The 18,963-nt window shown below is 43.2% G+C and carries 18 protein-coding genes; 16 read left to right on the top strand and 2 right to left on the bottom strand.

Translation table 11 applies throughout. The features are described from left to right. Nucleotides 1-685: 685 nt before the first annotated feature. Entirely contained in the window at nt 686-1,867 is a 1,182-nt protein-coding gene (queG, locus tag PSE72_RS15920) for a tRNA epoxyqueuosine(34) reductase QueG (protein ID WP_198641734.1), read from the bottom strand. Between the two features lie 287 nt (nt 1,868-2,154). Between queG and tsaE the strand changes: the two genes are divergently transcribed. The 16 genes from tsaE (at nt 2,155) to rplI (ending at nt 18,199) form a co-directional block, all read left to right on the top strand. Continuing rightward, nucleotides 2,155-2,619: a tRNA (adenosine(37)-N6)-threonylcarbamoyltransferase complex ATPase subunit type 1 TsaE gene (gene tsaE / locus PSE72_RS15915; protein WP_004907392.1), complete on the top strand. Its 465-nt coding sequence runs from the start codon at nt 2,155-2,157 to the stop codon at nt 2,617-2,619. A gap of 14 nt (nt 2,620-2,633) precedes the next feature. Continuing rightward, nucleotides 2,634-3,920 (top strand): N-acetylmuramoyl-L-alanine amidase AmiB, encoded by a 1,287-nt coding sequence (amiB, locus tag PSE72_RS15910; protein ID WP_004907395.1) that lies wholly within the window; start codon nt 2,634-2,636, stop codon nt 3,918-3,920. Nucleotides 3,921-3,931: 11 nt separating this feature from the next. Continuing rightward, a complete protein-coding gene (gene mutL, locus PSE72_RS15905) occupies nt 3,932-5,905 on the top strand; it encodes a DNA mismatch repair endonuclease MutL (RefSeq protein WP_115168106.1) in 1,974 nt (657 codons plus the stop codon). Next, nucleotides 5,898-6,839: a tRNA (adenosine(37)-N6)-dimethylallyltransferase MiaA gene (gene miaA / locus PSE72_RS15900; protein ID WP_109912139.1), complete on the top strand. Its 942-nt coding sequence runs from the start codon at nt 5,898-5,900 to the stop codon at nt 6,837-6,839. Before mutL ends, miaA begins: the two co-directional genes overlap by 8 nt. A 107-nt stretch (nt 6,840-6,946) precedes the next feature. Continuing rightward, nucleotides 6,947-7,240 carry an RNA chaperone Hfq gene (gene hfq, locus PSE72_RS15895; protein WP_004906005.1) on the top strand — a complete coding sequence of 98 codons (294 nt, stop codon included), beginning with the start codon at nt 6,947-6,949 and terminating at the stop codon, nt 7,238-7,240. Between the two features lie 92 nt (nt 7,241-7,332). Then, nucleotides 7,333-8,613, top strand: a complete 1,281-nt coding sequence (gene hflX, locus PSE72_RS15890; RefSeq protein WP_004907402.1) for a ribosome rescue GTPase HflX — start codon at nt 7,333-7,335, stop codon at nt 8,611-8,613. Between the two features lie 100 nt (nt 8,614-8,713). Continuing rightward, nucleotides 8,714-9,919, top strand: a complete 1,206-nt coding sequence (gene hflK, locus PSE72_RS15885) for an FtsH protease activity modulator HflK (RefSeq protein WP_109912138.1) — start codon at nt 8,714-8,716, stop codon at nt 9,917-9,919. A 2-nt stretch (nt 9,920-9,921) separates the two neighbouring features. After that, complete coding sequence (gene hflC / locus PSE72_RS15880) at nt 9,922-10,923, top strand: protease modulator HflC (RefSeq protein ID WP_109912137.1); 1,002 nt, start codon at nt 9,922-9,924, stop codon at nt 10,921-10,923. A gap of 280 nt (nt 10,924-11,203) precedes the next feature. Beyond that, on the top strand, nt 11,204-12,505 hold the full coding sequence (locus PSE72_RS15875; RefSeq protein ID WP_004907406.1) for an adenylosuccinate synthase: 1,302 nt from the start codon (nt 11,204-11,206) through the stop codon (nt 12,503-12,505). 329 nt (nt 12,506-12,834) lie between these two features. After that, on the top strand, nt 12,835-13,257 hold the full coding sequence (gene nsrR, locus PSE72_RS15870; protein WP_004907407.1) for a nitric oxide-sensing transcriptional repressor NsrR: 423 nt from the start codon (nt 12,835-12,837) through the stop codon (nt 13,255-13,257). A 42-nt stretch (nt 13,258-13,299) separates the two neighbouring features. After that, nucleotides 13,300-15,768: a ribonuclease R gene (rnr, locus tag PSE72_RS15865; protein WP_115168105.1), complete on the top strand. Its 2,469-nt coding sequence runs from the start codon at nt 13,300-13,302 to the stop codon at nt 15,766-15,768. An 84-nt stretch (nt 15,769-15,852) separates the two neighbouring features. Continuing rightward, on the top strand, nt 15,853-16,602 hold the full coding sequence (rlmB, locus tag PSE72_RS15860) for a 23S rRNA (guanosine(2251)-2'-O)-methyltransferase RlmB (protein WP_004907412.1): 750 nt from the start codon (nt 15,853-15,855) through the stop codon (nt 16,600-16,602). A gap of 155 nt (nt 16,603-16,757) precedes the next feature. Continuing rightward, the gene (gene rpsF, locus PSE72_RS15855) at nt 16,758-17,153 is read left to right on the top strand and encodes a 30S ribosomal protein S6 (RefSeq protein ID WP_004905988.1); all 396 of its coding nucleotides are present in this window, start codon (nt 16,758-16,760) and stop codon (nt 17,151-17,153) included. Nucleotides 17,154-17,161: 8 nt separating this feature from the next. Further along, on the top strand, nt 17,162-17,479 hold the full coding sequence (gene priB / locus PSE72_RS15850) for a primosomal replication protein N (protein ID WP_115168104.1): 318 nt from the start codon (nt 17,162-17,164) through the stop codon (nt 17,477-17,479). Between the two features lie 4 nt (nt 17,480-17,483). Beyond that, nucleotides 17,484-17,711 carry a 30S ribosomal protein S18 gene (gene rpsR, locus PSE72_RS15845; RefSeq protein WP_000135199.1) on the top strand — a complete coding sequence of 76 codons (228 nt, stop codon included), beginning with the start codon at nt 17,484-17,486 and terminating at the stop codon, nt 17,709-17,711. Nucleotides 17,712-17,749: 38 nt separating this feature from the next. After that, entirely contained in the window at nt 17,750-18,199 is a 450-nt protein-coding gene (gene rplI / locus PSE72_RS15840) for a 50S ribosomal protein L9 (RefSeq protein WP_004907418.1), read from the top strand. Nucleotides 18,200-18,321: 122 nt separating this feature from the next. Here rplI and PSE72_RS15835 read toward each other — a convergent pair whose 3' ends face one another. Continuing rightward, nucleotides 18,322-18,921 carry a LysM-like peptidoglycan-binding domain-containing protein gene (locus tag PSE72_RS15835; protein WP_115168103.1) on the bottom strand — a complete coding sequence of 200 codons (600 nt, stop codon included), beginning with the start codon at nt 18,919-18,921 and terminating at the stop codon, nt 18,322-18,324. Between the last annotated feature and the right edge of the window lie 42 nt (nt 18,922-18,963).

Here is an 18,963-nt window from a genome sequence, read left to right as displayed (position 1 = left end):
TATTTTCTTTATCTCTTAACTTTTCTTCTTAATTAAATCTCACATAATATCCATTTAACTTAATTTTATTTAAGTAAAATCACTTAGTGCATATGAACTGCGCTTGTTCACTGTTTTTATCCCTTGAACACTGGGATCTAAAAGGGTTTCGCGATCTTTTTTGGATCATATCCAGATTTGTGCTTGCATTCATTTTCAGGGCGCCATAGAATAGCCACCCCTTAGCAATAGGGTGTTTTACTTCCATCTCTAAGATGAAAACATGAAGTTTAAATAATAAACAAAAATATGCTTTTTTATTTACTTCGAGTGTTTTCTCATTTTAACCTTGCTTTTTGGTCACTTTTGTATTGCTAGTTAACGTAAAATCAGTATTTTTCTTTTCAACGCGACATTAGAAAGTTATCCACAGCTAACTCAATCAATCTGAGTTTTTATTGCGATTTGAAATAACTTATTACACAGAGTTATCCACAGGCTAATTAACAAATTCCTGCTGTGCTATTTAATTCTAGCGCTTAAATTGTATTGTTATAACTTATTGATTTTATTGGTCTGTGAATTATTTTGTCAAAATGAGGCTAGCACAGCTTGCAAATTCTTTACCTATTGTCAGGTAAGCATTTTTTATTTTATTCACATCAATTTGACAATTCTTCATTCCGGATATATAGCAGGCTTTTTTCTAGGCGTCTCTCGGTAAACCTTTGTTAATAGCGCGTACAAGGCGTTTTTGCTGTGAAGTTTGAATTGTGACTTGGTTCGCATCGCGTCGGTTAAGCTGTTGTTGTATAGACCATTGGAAGTGCTCATCTAGCATTTCGTTGATCCCCAATCTATTTTGTAAAGCAAGTACAATACGGTCTTGATAAGGTGCATTGCCTAGCGCCACACTGATATTTCGCAGCCACTTAATATAACCAATACGGCGGATTGCAGAGCCTTCGGTCACCTTTAAAAAGGTTTTTTCATCCCATGAGAACAAGTCAAGTAGCTCTGGTGTATGTAAGTCCTTTCTTGGACTAAAATCATCTTCATCAGTAAGCTGGGAAAAACGGTTCCACGGGCAAATGAGCTGGCAGTCATCGCAACCATAGATCCGATTTCCCATGAGTGGACGAAATTCTTCTGGGATAGCACTATCTAGCTCGATTGTGAGATAAGAAATACAGCGTCTTGCATCGACGGTGTAAGGTTCAACAATCGCACCTGTTGGGCAGGTTGTCATACAAGCAACACAGCGACCACAATCTTCTTCGACAGGTTTATCAACAGGAACGGGTAAATTAATCAATAACTCACCGAGAAAAAACCAAGATCCTGCTTCACGATTTAAGACTAATGAATGTTTTCCTGTCCATCCTAAACCCGCTTTGACAGCGAGAGGGCGTTCTAGGATTGGAGCGGAATCGACAAAAGGTCGAAAATTAAGATCATCGCTACTGGCACCATCGGGCAGTATCATTCCGTTAAATTCACGACAATAGTCTAAAATACGATCTGAAAGTTGTTTTAGGCGTTTTTTTAATAGCTTGTGGTAGTCTCGTCCTAAGGCATAACGGCTGATATAACCTAATTCGGGGTTATTTAATGTACTAGCAAATGCGGCTTTGGCGGGCAAGTAATTCATACGCACACTAATGACACGTAACGTGCCTGGGTGCAGTTCGTGTGGTCTGGCTCGCATCATTCCATGGCGGCTCATCCATTTCATCTCGCCATGAAATTGTTTGTCTAGCCATGCTTGTAATTTGGGCTCTTCCGCAGAAAGGTCAGTATCGCAGATCCCTACTTGTTGGAAACCTGCTTCAATGCCCCATTGTTTAATATTCTGAGCGAGAAGATCGAGATCGAGGTATCTTGCCATCAGATCCTATCTTGATAAAGATTAAAACGGCAGGCACTCTATCATGACCTGCGTTGTTCATCAAAATGCATGAAAAATACCGTCAATATTGAGAACAATTATAGGATATTTCTGAACTCATCATTCAAGCAATGTTAATTAAGAAAAAAGCCCCATCTTAGGTTAATATAAGCGGTAATATTGATGTTTGTTGATATCTCTTTATGCATTTTGATCAGCAATATAAACTATGCATTTAAAGGATAAACAGGTGACACCGCCTATTAATGACATAATAAAAGAACAATATGAAAGAATGTACAATACAACTTGCCAATGAAGCGCAAACTGTTGCGTTAGGTAATGCTATCGCTAAGGCTTGCCATCAAAGCACTGTGATTCACTTATACGGTGATCTTGGTGCAGGGAAAACCACCTTTAGCCGAGGTTTCTTACAAGCGCTAGGTCATCAAGGCCATGTAAAAAGTCCAACTTACACATTGGTTGAACCCTATGAATTAGCGGATCGTCAAGTTTTCCACTTTGATCTCTATCGGTTAGCAGATCCTGAAGAACTTGAATTTATGGGAATTCGTGACTATTTTTCTGGAAATTCGATCTGTTTGGTCGAATGGCCGCAACAAGGTAAAGGTTTTTTACCTGAAGCGGATCTTGAGCTCCATCTGACCTATCAAGGCGAAGGGCGTCAGGCTCACTTTGTTGCTTTTTCTGCCAATGGGGAGTCGTTGTTAGAAGCATTACCCCTACTCTAAGGAAGCTATTGCTCATGTTGAATGCATCAATGCACAGAATAACAAAAAAGGGTTTTTTTACTGTTTTCGTCTTGTTTATGGTATCCGTTATGTGGCTGTTTGCTGCAAAAACACAAGCGGCAACATTATCGAATATTCAAGTTAACAATAGTCCATCACAAGCAGAAGTGGTACTAAGCTTTGTTGATGGTAAGCCTGATTACTCCTATTTCCCATTGCATTCACCTGAGCGCCTTGTTGTTGATATCAAACAGCGAGGCGAGATTATTGGCCTACCGCTTAAAGTTCCCGCAGGGGATCTTGTAAAACTAGTACGGGCAAGCCAACCTTCTGATAATCAACACAAACGCTTAGTTTTAGAGCTATCTCGCGCAGCCAAAACGAAAGCAGTACTTAAACAAGTTTCAGGTGAATATCAGTTGGTATTAACGATATCGACGGGAAATTCATCCGGTTCTACCTCCTTTAATCAAACCAATAATACGATTAAAGCAGCGGCAAATAGCGCTCAAGATAAACCATTGAAGATAAATAATCCTGCGCCTGTTGCCACGCCAACACCGACTAAATATAAAAATATGCCGAAGGGCAGCAAGCAGGTAGTTATTGCGATTGATGCAGGGCATGGTGGAAAAGACCCTGGTGCGATTGGTAAGAATGGTTATAAAGAAAAGGATGTGACTCTTAGTGTTGCACGTAAGTTATACCAACGTCTTGAAGCCGACCCAATGTTTAAACCTGCGATGACACGTGATGGAGACTATTTTATTTCCGTTAGTGGCCGTTCTGATGTGGCACGTAAGAAAGGGGCTAATATGTTGGTGTCAATTCACGCAGACTCGGCCCCGAATAGCAGTGCACGAGGCGCATCAGTGTGGGTATTGTCTAATCGACGTGCAAACAGTGAGCTGGGTAGCTGGCTCGAACAACGTGAAAAACAATCTGAATTATTAGGTGGGGCGGGTGATGCGCTTAGTGGTGCGGACCCTTATTTAAGCCAAGCTGTTTTAGATCTACAATTCGGCCATTCTCAGCGTGTGGGGTACGATGTTGCGGTTAAAGTGATCGAACAGCTGCGAAAAGTGGGTAATATTCATAAAAGAACACCTGAGCATGCAAGTTTAGGTGTATTGCGCTCCCCAGATATCCCATCGATTTTAGTCGAAACTGGTTTTATTAGTAATACGGCAGAAGAACAGTTGCTAAAATCTAATGAATTCCAAGACAAAGTCGCAGAAGCTATCCATTTAGGATTACGTCAATATTTCTTGGCGAATCCAATACAAGCGGCACCACAATAAGGGGGGAAGACATGGCAATACATATTCTCTCCCCACAGCTAGCCAACCAAATTGCGGCAGGAGAAGTGGTCGAAAGGCCTGCGTCAGTGGTTAAAGAGCTCGTTGAGAACAGTCTTGATGCCGGGGCAACGCGTATTGATATCGACATTGAGCGTGGTGGAGAAAAACTGATCCGTATTCGTGATAATGGCTGTGGTATCGGTAAAGATGAACTGATTCTCGCATTAGCTCGCCATGCGACCAGTAAAATTGCCACTTTGGATGACCTTGAAGCTATTATGAGTATGGGGTTTCGCGGTGAAGCGCTAGCGAGTATCAGTTCCGTTTCACGTTTAACATTGACATCCAAGCCCGCAGACCAAACAGAAGCATGGCAATCATATGCCGAAGGCCGGGATATGGAAGTGATGGTTAAACCCGCAGCGCATCCCAATGGCACAACGGTTGAAGTATTAGATTTATTCTATAATACGCCAGCTCGCCGTAAATTTATGCGCACAGAAAAAACCGAGTTCGGCCATATTGATGAAATTGTTCGCCGAATTGCACTTTCTCGTCCTGATGTGGCTATTAACCTGACTCACAACGGGAAATTAGTAAAGCAATATCGAGCCGCTCATGATGAAGCGCAGCAAGAGCGGCGTCTCGGGACGATTTGCGGTACGGGTTTTCTGCAAAGCGCTTTGGCGTTATCTTGGGAACATAGCGACCTTGCTATCAAAGGGTGGGTTGTTTCTCCATCAATGACATCAGGTAGCGAAACGCAATATTGCTATGTTAATGGCCGTATGATGCGTGACCGCCTGATTAACCATGCTATTCGCCAAGCCTATGAAGGGCATTTAGACGAAAACCAACAGCCTGCTTATGTCTTGTATTTGACGATTGATCCAAAACAAGTTGATGTTAACGTACACCCAGCAAAACATGAGGTTCGTTTTCACCAAGCTCGCTTGGTACATGATTTTATTTATCAAGCGGTACGAACGGTATTATTAGAAGCTGCATCTATTGATGAGCTTCCGGGTATTGAACCAGCAAATATAGAGTTAGAAAATCGACCTTCTGCGGGGGAAAACTATTTTTCTTCACCAAACGTGACTCCCAAGCAGCAACATAAGACAGAAAATCATACGCTCATTGAAAATACCGTTCGAGAGTCTAAAATACCTTATGACCAGCCCAGCCACTTAAAGGATAGTGCCGCAAATCACGCTTTTTCTTCACCGAAGACAACGTCAGGTTTTTCAGAAAATGCGCCAGCAAAAACGTTTGGTTCAACGTATGACAAAAAAGCGGGTGAGCTGTATCAGAGCTTAATGTCAATTCCCGTTGCCTCTGAAGATAAAAAACCGCTTTTTCCTGAGCGTAAACCGATAAACTCGCCACCAATATCGTCACAACCTGTAGCAAAAAATGCGGATAACTACCTTTTTGGCAAGGTATTGACAATTTACGCAAAAAACTTTGCATTAATTGAGTCTTCGTTGGGGCTAATCCTGTTATCCTTAACGGAAGCTAATTATTTATTGAAATTGTCACAATTGTCACCGGGTGGCGGAGCCTTAAAGCCTCAGCCATTGTTAATACCTCTAAAAGTGTCACTTAAAAATGATGAAATAGAGGTTTTACAGCGGTACAAGGAACAATTGACAATATTTGGTATCGAAGCCACGATATTACATGGAAAAGTAACAATTCATACGGTATCGTTACCATTAAGAACACAAAATTTATCACAGCTTTTTTCTGAATTACTCGATTTTTTATCGAGAAAAGAAAGTGTCACTGACGAAGAGATTGCACAATGGCTCGCTAAAGCAGTTTCACAGGTTAAAACAGAAGAAAGTTGGAGTTTAGCACAGGCTGTTCAGTTGCTGGCTGATGTTGAGCGGGTATGCCCTCAGTGGGTAAAAAATCCCCCACCAACATTATTACAATTAATTAATTTACAATCCGTGGTAGCTACACTAACAAATGAGTGATTTAGCAACTCAGAAAAAACCTGACGCAATATTCCTAATGGGTCCAACGGCCTCAGGTAAAACCGCTTTAGCGATAGAACTTCGCAAGCATTTGCCTGTGGAAATTATTAGTGTCGATTCGGCATTAATTTACCGAGGAATGGATATTGGCACAGCAAAACCAACAGCGGAAGAACTCAGCCAAGCTCCCCATCGTCTGATTGATATCCTTGATCCGTCTCTACCATACAGCGCTGCCGATTTTCGCCGTGACGCATTAAATGCCATGGCTGAAATTACCTCACAAGGTAAAATTCCGTTATTAGTTGGCGGCACTATGTTGTATTTTAAAGCCTTATTAGAAGGACTTTCACCACTTCCTTCAGCTGACCCAACAGTTCGTGCTGAAATTGAACACATTGCGAAAGAACAAGGATGGGGAGAAATTCATCGTCGTCTTACTGAAGCTGACCCAGTTGCCGCGGCAAGGATCCACCCTAACGATCCACAAAGATTATCCCGTGCTTTAGAGGTATATCTCATTTCGGGACAAACTTTGACTGAAATGACACAAACAGCTGGGGAAGAATTACCTTATAATGTGTTTCAGTTTGCTATTGCGCCACAAGATCGTAAAATTTTACATGAGCGCATAGAACAACGTTTTCATCTGATGATAGATGCGGGTTTTGAAGAAGAAGTTCGCAAATTGCATCAACGAAATGATTTACATGTTGACCTCCCTTCAATCCGTTGTGTGGGATATCGGCAAATGTGGTCATATTTAGATGGTGAAATTAGCCATGATGAAATGATTTATCGGGGAATTTGTGCAACTCGCCAATTGGCAAAACGTCAAATTACCTGGTTAAGAGGCTGGGAGAATGTTCATTGGTTAGATAGTGAACAACCTCAGCAAGCGCTTAGCACCGTTATGCAGGTTATGCGTGCATAGGACTGATGTTTGTGTACAATTAGAACGTTAAGCGCAATTTTTGAGTAGTTACTTTTTGGAATCTAAAAGATTCTCTTTTAAAAACAACAAAATAAGGAAAACATAGAATGGCTAAGGGGCAATCTTTGCAAGATCCGTTCCTGAACGCATTACGTCGTGAAAGGGTTCCGGTCTCTATTTATCTCGTTAATGGCATCAAATTGCAGGGGCAAATTGAGTCTTTTGACCAATTTGTCATTTTATTAAAAAATACAGTTAGCCAGATGGTTTATAAGCACGCTATCTCGACTGTTGTCCCTGCTCGCCCTGTTTCTCATCATAGCGGTACTGCGGGTAGCACTGGCAATGGTAATTACCATTCAGGTAACCCTGCAGCGCAAGATGGCGAAGTAACTGAGTAAGTTTGTACGCTAAAAGACAAGGAAAGCATGGGTAGGGAGACTGTACCTGTGTTTTTCCTTTGCAATTATTGTTTAGCCTAAGAGGTTACACCTTGTTTGATAGGTATGAAGGCGGTGAACTAGCTGTATTAGTCCATGTCTTTTTTTCTCAAGAAAAAGATGTTGATAATCTGGCAGAATTTGAGTCACTTGTGACATCTGCTGGCGTAAAACCAGTACAAATAGTCACGGGCAGTCGTAAAGCCCCTCATCCAAAGTTTTTTGTTGGGGAAGGTAAAGCAGAAGAAATTGCCCAAGCTGTTGAGGAAAGTGGTGCAGATGTGGTGTTGTTTAATCATACTCTAAGCCCTGCTCAAGAACGTAATCTCGAAAGGATTTGCCAATGTAAGGTGGTTGACCGTACAGGGGTAATTTTAGATATTTTTGCTCAACGCGCACGTACACACGAAGGTAAGCTTCAAGTTGAATTGGCTCAGTTAAGGCATTTATCGACTCGCTTAGTGAGGGGATGGACGCACTTAGAGCGACAAAAAGGCGGGATTGGCTTACGAGGTCCCGGTGAAACTCAACTTGAGACTGACCGCCGGCTATTAAGAGATAAAATTAAACAAATCTTATCTCGTCTTAGTCGGGTGGAAAAACAGCGTGAACAAGGGCGTCAAGCGAGAAGTAAGGCTGATATCCCGACTATTTCGCTTGTCGGTTATACCAACGCTGGTAAATCTAGTTTGTTTAACCGCATGACGGCCGCTGATGTTTATGCTGCTGACCAGTTATTTGCAACACTTGACCCAACACTTCGTCGTATTGATGTAGAAGATGTTGGTGTTGTCGTTCTTGCAGATACTGTGGGTTTTATCCGTCATTTACCCCATGATTTGGTTGCAGCTTTTAAAGCAACCCTGCAAGAAACACGTGAAGCAACGTTACTGCTGCACGTTATCGATGCAGCTGATAATCGCTTGGATGAAAATATTCATGCAGTTGAAAGTGTGTTAGAAGAAATCGAAGCGGATGAAATACCAACACTTTTAGTGATGAACAAAGTTGATATGCTGGAGGATTTTGTCCCGCGTATTGACAGAGATGAGGATAACAAGCCGGTTCGTGTCTGGGTTTCAGCGCAAACGGGCGATGGTATCTCATTGCTGCTACAGGCATTGACGGAACGTCTTTCAGGTGAAATCGCACATGTTGAATTGCGTTTACCACCGAATGAAGGCCGTTTACGTAGCCGTTTCTACCAACTTCAGTCAATCGAACGTGAATGGCAGGAAGAAGACGGCTCAATTGGCCTTGAGGTGCGTATGCCAATGGTGGATTGGCGGCGTCTGTGCAAACAAGAGCAGCAATTACCTGACTACGTTATTTAATTGTTTTGGTGATTAATGATGTAGTTAGGCAATGGAATTGATATTAAGAGCCCTATCGCTCTTAGCCCTGAAAATCAATCATAAAGAATGGAGCTAAAACATGGCGTGGAATCAGCCCGGTAATGACGGACAAGACCGCGATCCGTGGGGAAGCGGCAATAAAGGCGGCAACTCTGGCGGGAACAAAGGTGGTCGAAAACGTGGGGCTTATGATCTCGACGATCTCTTTCGTAAACTAGGCAGCAAGCTTGGTGGAAATAAAGGCAGCGGTGGTGATGGCGATAATAAACAACCATCACAAATCAGCGGCCGTTTAGGTATGTTAGCTCTTGCTGCTATCGTTGTTGTATGGGCAGGTTCAGGCTTCTACACCATCAAAGAAAGTGACCGTGGCGTAGTATTACGTTTTGGTGAATATAGTGGTGTTGTTGGGCCTGGTTTGAACTGGAAACCAACCTTCATTGATAGAGTTATTCCTGTCAACGTAGAAACCGTACGTGAACAAGCGACAAATGGCATGATGTTAACGTCAGATGAAAACGTGATCCGCGTTGAAATGAACGTTCAATATCGTGTTACCGACCCTGCGCAATATTTATTTAGTGTCACAAACCCAGACAATAGTCTGCGTCAGGCGCTAGATAGTGCTGTGCGTGGTGTAATCGGTCAGTCTGCGATGGAGCAAGTACTGACTACGAATCGTGCTTTTATCCGTGATGTAACACAAAAAGAGCTCGAAGCAACGATTGCGCCATACAAAATGGGTATCACACTGCTTGACGTCAACTTCCAGGCAGCGCGTCCGCCTGAAGACGTTAAAGCCGCATTTGATGATGTAATTGCAGCAAGGGAAGAAGAACAAAAAACCATTCGTGAAGCACATGCTTATCGAAACGAAGTTCTTCCTCTGGCAAAAGGTAACGCACAACGCTTAATTGAAGAAGCTGAAGCTTATAAAGCCAGTGTGGTCTTCAAAGCAGAGGGTGAGGTGGCAAGTTTTGCAAAAATGTTGCCTGAATATCGTGCTGCACCTGAGATTACCCGTGAACGTCTATATATCGAAACGATGGAACGTGTATTAGGTAATACACGTAAAGTGATAGCAAATGATAAGAGCAACAGCATGTTAGTGCTGCCGCTTGATCAAATCATGCGTGGTGCTAATACGAACGCTACATCAGCACCGAAAGTCAGTCCATCAGCCAGAATGGCGACGCCAAATAATAACGCGTCATCTAATGGCGCAACATCAGCTCAGCCAAACAGTGCTGTTCGTGGTGATGCAGTTAGAGTAGGGAGACAATAATCATGCGTAAATCGCTAATTGTTATCGTTCTGGCCATTTTGGCAGTCGCATACGCATCTATCTTTATTGTTCCTCAAACTGATCGCGGCATTGTCTTGCGTTTTGGTAAGGTTCTGCGTGATTCTGAAAACAAACCGATCATTTATGAGCCGGGTCTGCATTTCAAAGTACCATTTATTGAAACGGTAAAAATGTTGGATGCACGTATTCAGACACTGGAAATTCAGGCTGACCGCTATCTGACAAGTGAAAACAAAGACTTAATGGTGGATTCCTACCTGAAATGGCGCGTTACTGATTTCAGTCGTTACTATGTAGCGACTGGCGGTGGTAATCCATTCCAAGCGGAAACCCTGTTAAAACGTAAATTTAGTGACCGTTTACGTTCTGAGTTTGGTCGCTTAAGCGTAAAAGATATCATTACTGACTCACGTGGCCGTTTGACCATTGATGTCCGTGATGCTTTGAACAAAGGTACAGCAACTGACGATGCAACCAAAGAAGCGGATGCAGCGATTGCGGATGCAGCAAAACGTGTTGAAGAAGAAACAAACCTGAAGCCACTGGTTGTGAATGCAAACAGTATGGCGGCGTTAGGTATTGAAGTTGTCGACGTACGTATTAAACGTATCGAGCTACCAAACGAAGTTTCTGAAGCTATTTATGCGCGTATGCGTGCAGAACGTGAAGCAGTTGCACGTCAACACCGTTCACAAGGTCAAGAAGAAGCGACTAAGATCCGCGCTGTTGCAGATAAAACAGTAACAGAAACGTTGGCTGAAGCGGAGCGTACCGCACTGACTTACCGTGGTGAAGGTGATGCGATGGCAACAAAATTGTTTGCTGATGCATTCAACCAAGACCCAGAGTTCTATGCGTTTATTCGTAGCTTACGTGCTTATGAACAAAGCTTTAAGAGTGGTGATGACGTGATGGTCATGAGTCCAGACACTGACTTCTTCCGCTTTATGAAGGCACCAACTAAGCTTCGCGCGACAGATTAATAACAAGCTAAGTTGCGTGCAACCTAGCAAAATAACTGTTAATCTATTAAAGAAAAGCCCGCTTCGGTGGGCTTTTTTTCGCCTGTCGTTTTAAGTATAGGATTTTTCAGGGAAAATTTGAGCTGCTCAACTGATGGCATTCATTTTGAGTTTACGGCAGAAATAAAAAATACCATTTTACTTGCTTTCCAGGAAAAAATTTTTGTATTGCCAAAATATCACTGGAACAGTTCATTTTTGATGGTAGAATTCATTTTTAAGCAACCGAGTGTATTTCAAAATGGGTAAGAACGTTGTCGTACTGGGCACCCAATGGGGTGACGAAGGGAAGGGCAAGATCGTTGACTTGCTGACAGAGCGTGCTAAATACGTAGTTCGCTATCAGGGCGGCCATAATGCTGGCCATACTCTTGTTGTAAACGGTGAAAAAACCGTTCTCCACTTAATTCCATCCGGTATTCTTCGTGAAAATGTCATCAGTATTATTGCTAATGGTGTTGTTTTAGCGCCAGACGCATTAATGAAAGAGATGAAAGAATTGGAAGACCGCGGTGTTCCTGTTCGGGAACGTTTACGTCTTTCTGAAGCATGCCCACTGATCCTGCCTTATCATATCGCATTAGATAATGCGCGTGAAAAAGCACGTGGTTCCAAAGCGATTGGAACAACAGGTCGTGGTATTGGTCCTGCTTATGAAGATAAAGTTGCACGTCGTGGTCTACGCGTTGGTGATTTGTTCGATAAAGCCACGTTTGCAGAAAAATTAAAAGAAATCGTTGAATACCATAACTTCCAACTTGTTCATTATTATAAAGAACCAGCTGTAGATTACCAAAAAACGTTAGATGATATTATGGCTGTAGCGGATATCCTGACTGGCATGGTAATTGATGTTTCTGATCTGCTATATAAAGCAAATCAGAAGAATGAATTAGTGATGTTTGAAGGTGCACAAGGGACATTATTAGATATCGACCATGGTACTTATCCTTATGTAACCTCTTCAAATACGACCGCTGGTGGTGTAGCGACAGGTTCTGGTTTAGGTCCTCGCTATGTCAACTACGTATTAGGTATCATCAAGGCTTACTCAACGCGTGTTGGTGCAGGTCCATTCCCAACTGAGCTGTTTGACGAAGTGGGTGAGTTCCTGCGTGAAAAAGGCCAAGAATTTGGTGCAACTACGGGTCGTAAACGCCGTACTGGTTGGTTAGATATCGTTGCGATTAATCGTGCGGTACAAATTAACTCACTGTCAGGCTTCTGTATGACTAAACTGGATGTTTTAGACGGTTTAGAAGAAGTCAAAATCTGCGTAGGCTACCGTCGTCCAGATGGCAAAGTGCTTGAAACAACGCCTTTAGCTGCTGATGAGTGGGATGGCTTAGAGCCAGTTTATGAATCAATGCCAGGTTGGAAAGAAACAACTTTTGGTGTGAAACAAAGAGAATTACTGCCACAAGCAGCTCTGAATTACATCAAACGCGTTGAAGAACTAACGGGTATTCCAGTTGATATTATTTCAACCGGTCCAGATCGTTCAGAAACCATGATCCTGCGTGATCCATTTGACGTTGAGTAATAACACTGACTGCGCCTAATACAGGCGCAGTTTTTTACTGCTTTACCTCCTTCCACTATGCAGCTTCTTTGATAAAACAGTCAAAATTCCCCATAATGATTGAATCAAGTCACTTTTGTGTGCAAATTATGTGCAATTAAGTGCATATTTGACTTGTGTTATACGTTAAACTTTATTTAACGACATATAATTTATTAGCATGCTATATTTTGTTCAGAAAACTGAAAGTGTTGGGTTAGAAATAGCAAGCGTGAATTTTAAAATGAGTCGCATTTTTTAGGCCAATGATTTGCGGCCAACAGCGTTATAGCTAAAATTTTGAGGTGATTGTGCAACTGACTAGTTTTACAGATTATGGGTTACGAGCTCTTATTTACCTGGCATCCCTAGGTGAAGGGAAAATGACCAGTATTACAGAGGTCACCGAGGTTTACGGTGTATCGCGTAACCATATGGTAAAAATTATTAATCAGCTCAGTCACCTAGGTTATATTAAAGCCACTCGTGGCAAAAATGGCGGGATTACACTAGGACAACCAGCGGAATCAATTCGTATAGGGGACGTTGTCAGAGCATTAGAGCCCCTGACTCTTGTTAATTGTAGTGGCGAGTTTTGCCACATTACACCTGCGTGTCGTTTAAAAGGTGTGCTACACCAAGCAATACAGCAGTTTTTACAAGAACTTGATCAATACACGCTGGCGGACATGGTGAAAGATAACAGCCCGCTCTATCAACTACTGCTTGACTAGTATTTGCGGTAGTTATGAATTCTGATGACAACGGAGGTAACGATGTCACAAGATCCTTTTCAGGAAAGAGAAGCAGAAAAATACGAGTCCCCAATTCCAAGTCGAGAATACATTCTTGACCTTATCTCGAAGCGTACTGCACCCGCTAATCGCGAAGAAATCGCACAATTATTGAATTTATCGACAGAAGATGAATTAGAAGCACTGCGTCGTCGATTAAGAGCCATGGAACGGGATGGGCAATTAGTCTTCACTCGCCGTCAGTGTTATGCATTACCGGAGCGTTTAGACTTATTAAAAGGGAAAGTGATTGGCCATCGTGATGGCTACGGCTTCTTGCGTGTTGAGGGTAAAAAAGAAGATTACTATTTATCTCAAGACGAAATGAAACGCGCCCTACATGGTGACGTTATTCTAGCGCAACCTTATGGGCAAGACCGTAAGGGGCGGACAGAGGTTCGTGTTGTTCGTGTGTTAGAACCGCGTAATAACCAAATTGTTGGCCGGTATTTTATTGAATCGGGTATGGGGTTTGTCGTACCGGATGATAGCCGTTTAAGCTTTGATATTTTGATTCCGAAAGATCGCGTCCTTGGCGCTCGTATGGGAAATGTGGTGGTGGTTGAATTAGTCACCCGCCCACAACGTCGCTCGCAAGCGGTGGGGAATATCATTGAAGTATTAGGCGAAACAATGGGAACAGGTATGGCGGTAGAGATCGCTTTACGTACCCATGAAATTCCACATTCATGGCCACCACAAGTTGAAAAACAAGTTGCGGACCTGAGTGAGCATGTCCCTGAGTCTGCGAAAAAAGGGCGCGTTGATTTACGTGATCTCCCTTTAGTGACCATTGATGGCGAAGATGCCCGCGACTTTGATGATGCGGTTTATTGTGCACCGAAAAAAGGCGGTGGTTGGCGCTTATGGGTGGCGATTGCGGATGTCAGCTATTATGTCCGTCCGCAAACAGCTCTAGATACAGAAGCTCGTAGTCGCGGTAACTCGGTATATTTTCCATCTCAAGTTGTTCCTATGCTCCCGGAAGTCTTATCGAACGGCCTGTGCTCACTGAACCCTGGTGTTGACCGCCTGTGTATGGTGTGTGAAATGACAGTATCGGCATCCGGTAAGCTTTCGTCATACAAGTTCTATGAAGCGGTTATGAGCTCTCATGCAAGGTTAACTTACACGAAAGTGTGGAAAATCTTGGAAGGAGACGAAGAGCTGCGTGAGCATTATAAAGCCTTAGTGCTGCATATTGAGCATCTGCACCAATTATATAAAGCACTGGATGCTGCACGTATTGAGCGTGGTGCAATTTCCTTCGAATCCGAAGAAGCGAAATTTATTTTTAACGCAGAACGCCGTATTGAAAGTATCGAACCGGTTGAGCGAAATGATGCACATAAATTGATTGAAGAGTGCATGATTTTGGCTAATATTGCGGCGGCTCGGTTTGTTGAGAAAAACGAAGAGCCTGCTTTATACCGTGTGCATGACCGTCCTAAAGAAGAAAGCGTGATGAATTTACGCTCAGTATTCAGTGAATTAGGGTTGACTCTACCGGGTGGAATGAAGCCAGAGCCGAAAGATTATGCGCAGGTAATGAATGAAGTGGCTGAGCGCCCTGACCATGAATTACTGCAAACCATGATTTTACGTTCGATGAAACAAGCGATTTATGATCCTGAAAACCGCGGTCACTTTGGCTTAGGTTTGAAATCGTATGCTCACTTTACATCACCAATTCGTCGTTATCCTGACCTGACGTTACATCGTGGGATAAAATATTTACTGGCGAAAGAACATGGTCATTCAGATAAGCGCTGGACGGAAACAGGTGGCTGGCATTCAGACATGGATAGCATGTTACAGCTTGGTGAGCACTGTTCAATGACTGAGCGCCGTGCGGATGAAGCGACGCGTGATGTCGCTGACTGGCTGAAATGTGATTTCATGCAAGACCAAGTTGGCCAAACCTTTACAGGTTTAATCACAAGTGTCACTGGTTTTGGTTTTTTTGTGCGCCTTAATGATTTATTTATTGATGGTTTAGTGCATATTTCAACGTTAGATAATGATTACTACCGTTATGATGCGGTCGGTCAGCGTTTAATTGGTGAATCATCAGGTACCACTTATCGTCTTGGTGATGAAGTGGAAATTCGTGTCGAGGCGGTGCATATGGATGAGCGCACCATTGATTTCGCCTTAATTTCAACTACTCGTAAAGCGAAAAACCCGGGCAAAACAGCGCGGGACAAAATGAAGCAAGAAGTGAAAAATGCGACGCGTCCAGCTCGTCGAAAAGCGGATGCGAGCAAAGATAAAAACTTCGAGCCTGATTCTGCATTTCGCCGTTCAGAGAAAAAAGGGAAAAAAGCTGAAGCTAAACCAGAGGCGAAAGGGAAAGGAAAAGGCAAAAAGCCGTCTGATAAAACCAGAAAAATTACAGCAAAATTAAAAGCTAAACGCGTTGCAAAAAAATCCCAAAAACAAGAGGGATAATGGTATTGCTGTAGTGATTAACCATCGTTATTAACCAAAGTGGCGTATTAGCGCCACTTTACTATTTATATAAATAAGAAATTTATGAGCGAAATGATTTATGGCATTCACGCAGTGAAAGCCTTACTGGAGCGTTCACCGCAACGCATCAAAGAAGTCTATATTCTGAAAGGTCGTGAAGATCGCCGATTAATGCCGTTGGTGCATGAAATTGAAGCATTAGGTGTCGTCGTTCAAGTGGCGAATCGTCAATGGATGGATAGCCAAACTGAAGGTGCGGTTCACCAAGGCATCATTGCGAAAGTACTACCAGGTAAACAATATCAAGAAGGTGACCTGCCTGATTTATTGGAGAGCACACCATCGCCATTTTTATTGGTATTGGATGGCGTGACAGACCCACATAACTTAGGTGCATGTTTACGTAGCGCTGATGCGGCAGGTGTTCATGCTGTGATTGTTCCTAAAGATAAATCCGCTCAGCTTAATGCAACTGCGAAAAAAGTGGCCTGTGGTGCGGCAGAAAATATTCCTCTTATTCGTGTGACGAATCTAGCAAGGACATTGCGCTTGCTACAAGAATACAATGTATGGATTGTGGGAACGGCAGGTGAAGCTGACCACAATTTATATCAAAGCAAGTTAACGGGCCCGATAGCTCTGGTGATGGGAGCTGAAGGTGAAGGTATGCGTCGTTTAACTCGTGAGCATTGTGACGAGTTAATTAGCATTCCAATGGCAGGTTCTGTGTCATCATTGAACGTCTCTGTAGCAACAGGGGTTTGCTTGTTTGAAGCCGTGCGTCAGCGCTTATCCGTTTCTGTAGAAAAATAATATTTAGCGTAAAATTGCATCCATCTCTTGAGTTTTATCTCAGGGATGGGTATAATTACGCGTCAATTTTTTAGCCGCACTCAACAAGTTCCTTGCCTCCGCGGGCCGCGGTTAACCCAGACAGGAGGCTAATAATCCGTAAGGAGCAACTACTAATGCGTCATTACGAAATCGTTTTTATGGTCCATCCTGACCAAAGCGAACAGGTTCCGGGCATGATCGAGCGTTACAGTGCTGTTATCACTAACGCACAAGGTCAGATTCACCGTCTGGAAGACTGGGGCCGCCGTCAACTGGCTTACCCAATCAACAAACTGCACAAAGCACACTATGTTCTTCTGAACGTAGAAGCGCCGCAGGAAGCGATTGATGAGCTGGAAACTAACTTCCGCTTCAACGATGCCGTTATCCGCAGCATGGTTATGCGCTTAAAACACGCAGTAACAGAAGCTTCTCCAATGGTCAAAGCTAAAGACGAACGTCGTGGCCGTGACATGTCTGATGAATATCAGGATGAAGAAGTAGAAGAAACTGGGGATTCTGAAGAGTAATTGCGCAAGTGACCACTAATCGTTTGGTGCTCACAGGTACAGTCTGTAAAGCATTGATTCGAAAAGTGAGTCCGTCAGGCATTCCTCACTGCCAGTTTGTTTTAGAACATCGTTCGGAGCAACAGGAAGCGGGGTTGTCAAGGCAAGCATGGTGCAGAATGCCCATTATCGCCAGCGGACAAACCTTACAAGCTCATACTCACAGTATAACGGTCGGCAGTTGGCTTACAGTAAGCGGTTTCATTAGTACCCATCAGGGTCGCAATGGGATCAGCAAGATTGTCCTCCATGCCGAGCAGATTGATTTGATAGATTCTGGAGACTAGCCATATGGCACGTTATTTCCGTCGTCGCAAGTTCTGCCGTTTCACAGCGGAAGGCGTTCAAGAGATCGACTATAAAGATATCGCAACGCTGAAAAACTATATCACTGAAAGTGGTAAAATTGTACCAAGCCGTATCACCGGTACTCGTGCAAAATATCAACGCCAGCTCGCTCGTGCTATCAAGCGCGCTCGCTACCTGTCTCTGTTACCATACACTGATCGTCATCAGTAATTGGTACAGTCCATTAACGACTAATAGAGGATAAGGTAATGCAAGTTATTCTGCTTGATAAAGTAGCTAACCTAGGTAGCCTGGGTGACCAAGTTAACGTTAAATCGGGCTATGCTCGTAACTTCTTAGTACCACAGGGCAAAGCTGTTCCTGCAACTAAGAAAAACGTTGAATTTTTCGAAGCTCGCCGCGCTGAACTGGAAGCTAAATTAGCTGACGTTCTGGCAGCAGCACAGGCTCGTGCAGCAGCTGTTACTGCACTGGGTTCTGTAACTTTAGCTTCTAAAGCTGGTGACGAAGGTAAACTGTTCGGTTCAATCGGTACTCGTGATATCGCTGACGCAGTTACTGCGGCTGGCGTTCAAATCGCGAAAAGCGAAGTTCGTCTGCCAAACGGCGTTCTGCGTACTACTGGTGACCACGAAGTTCACTTCCAGTTACACAGCGATGTTTTCGCAGAGCTGAACGTTATCATCGTTGCTGAGTAATCAATAATGATGATATGCATCATTGGGTTATCCATGGTGCAAATAAAAAACACCGGTTAAGTCCGGTGTTTTTTGCTTTTTAGATATCTGTTTTTTATTTCACAAGCGTTTTTGCACTAATACTAAGGCGTTCTGTAATAACTCCCATCGCTTAATCGCGCAAAGCTATAGGTTTTTCCATCAGAACCGGTAGTTTCTAATAATTGAACTTCCCCTTTTGCATTGGCTTTTAATCGAATTTTTTGCCCTTGACGTAAATTACTCAGTGGTTTTTCTGCACCTTCTACGCGAGCCATAATAAAAGCGTCATTGGCTTGTAAGTTATTATCACGAAACAGTTGTGCGAGAGTCTTCCCTTTTTGAACTCGGTAGTTTTGCCATTCGCTAGTTGAAGGGCGAGTGGTTTTGGGCTCAGGCGTTTTTTCTGGTGAAGTCACTATTGGAGGCTCATTGGGTGTGGGCTCAATAGGTTCTGGAATAATCTCAGGCTCAGTAGGTAAAAGTGGGGAATTACCTTCAGGTGTCGGCACTGGCTCTGGTACTGGTGGTGTAATAGTAGATTCAGGCATGACCTCAGGGGTAGTGGGTGGGGGAATGACAATCGGTTGGTTTTGAACAATATCGCTGGGGGATTTATCACTTGTAGGCCAAAAAAAAGCGACCACGACAATTAGAGCGAGCAGTGCAATACCATAGCGATGAAATTTTGAAAGTTTAAACATCACTCCTCCTTGATGAGGCAATGAGTAAATTAGACCGTATTA

The organism is Providencia sp. PROV116 (assembly GCF_028482485.1).
Taxonomy (GTDB): Bacteria; Pseudomonadota; Gammaproteobacteria; order Enterobacterales; family Enterobacteriaceae; genus Providencia; species Providencia rettgeri.
This window is presented reverse-complemented; position numbering and strand designations above follow the sequence as displayed.

Coding starts and splice junctions, on each gene's coding strand:
- rpsF (WP_004905988.1), top strand. CDS start 16,758: ATGCGTCATTACGAAATCGTTTTTATGGTCCATCCTGACCAAAGCGAA.
- rplI (WP_004907418.1), top strand. CDS start 17,750: ATGCAAGTTATTCTGCTTGATAAAGTAGCTAACCTAGGTAGCCTGGGT.
- amiB (WP_004907395.1), top strand. CDS start 2,634: ATGTTGAATGCATCAATGCACAGAATAACAAAAAAGGGTTTTTTTACT.
- rlmB (WP_004907412.1), top strand. CDS start 15,853: ATGAGCGAAATGATTTATGGCATTCACGCAGTGAAAGCCTTACTGGAG.
- miaA (WP_109912139.1), top strand. CDS start 5,898: ATGAGTGATTTAGCAACTCAGAAAAAACCTGACGCAATATTCCTAATG.
- PSE72_RS15835 (WP_115168103.1), bottom strand. CDS start 18,921: ATGTTTAAACTTTCAAAATTTCATCGCTATGGTATTGCACTGCTCGCT.
- tsaE (WP_004907392.1), top strand. CDS start 2,155: ATGAAAGAATGTACAATACAACTTGCCAATGAAGCGCAAACTGTTGCG.
- PSE72_RS15875 (WP_004907406.1), top strand. CDS start 11,204: ATGGGTAAGAACGTTGTCGTACTGGGCACCCAATGGGGTGACGAAGGG.
- queG (WP_198641734.1), bottom strand. CDS start 1,867: ATGGCAAGATACCTCGATCTCGATCTTCTCGCTCAGAATATTAAACAA.
- hfq (WP_004906005.1), top strand. CDS start 6,947: ATGGCTAAGGGGCAATCTTTGCAAGATCCGTTCCTGAACGCATTACGT.
- rnr (WP_115168105.1), top strand. CDS start 13,300: ATGTCACAAGATCCTTTTCAGGAAAGAGAAGCAGAAAAATACGAGTCC.
- hflC (WP_109912137.1), top strand. CDS start 9,922: ATGCGTAAATCGCTAATTGTTATCGTTCTGGCCATTTTGGCAGTCGCA.
- rpsR (WP_000135199.1), top strand. CDS start 17,484: ATGGCACGTTATTTCCGTCGTCGCAAGTTCTGCCGTTTCACAGCGGAA.
- mutL (WP_115168106.1), top strand. CDS start 3,932: ATGGCAATACATATTCTCTCCCCACAGCTAGCCAACCAAATTGCGGCA.
- hflK (WP_109912138.1), top strand. CDS start 8,714: ATGGCGTGGAATCAGCCCGGTAATGACGGACAAGACCGCGATCCGTGG.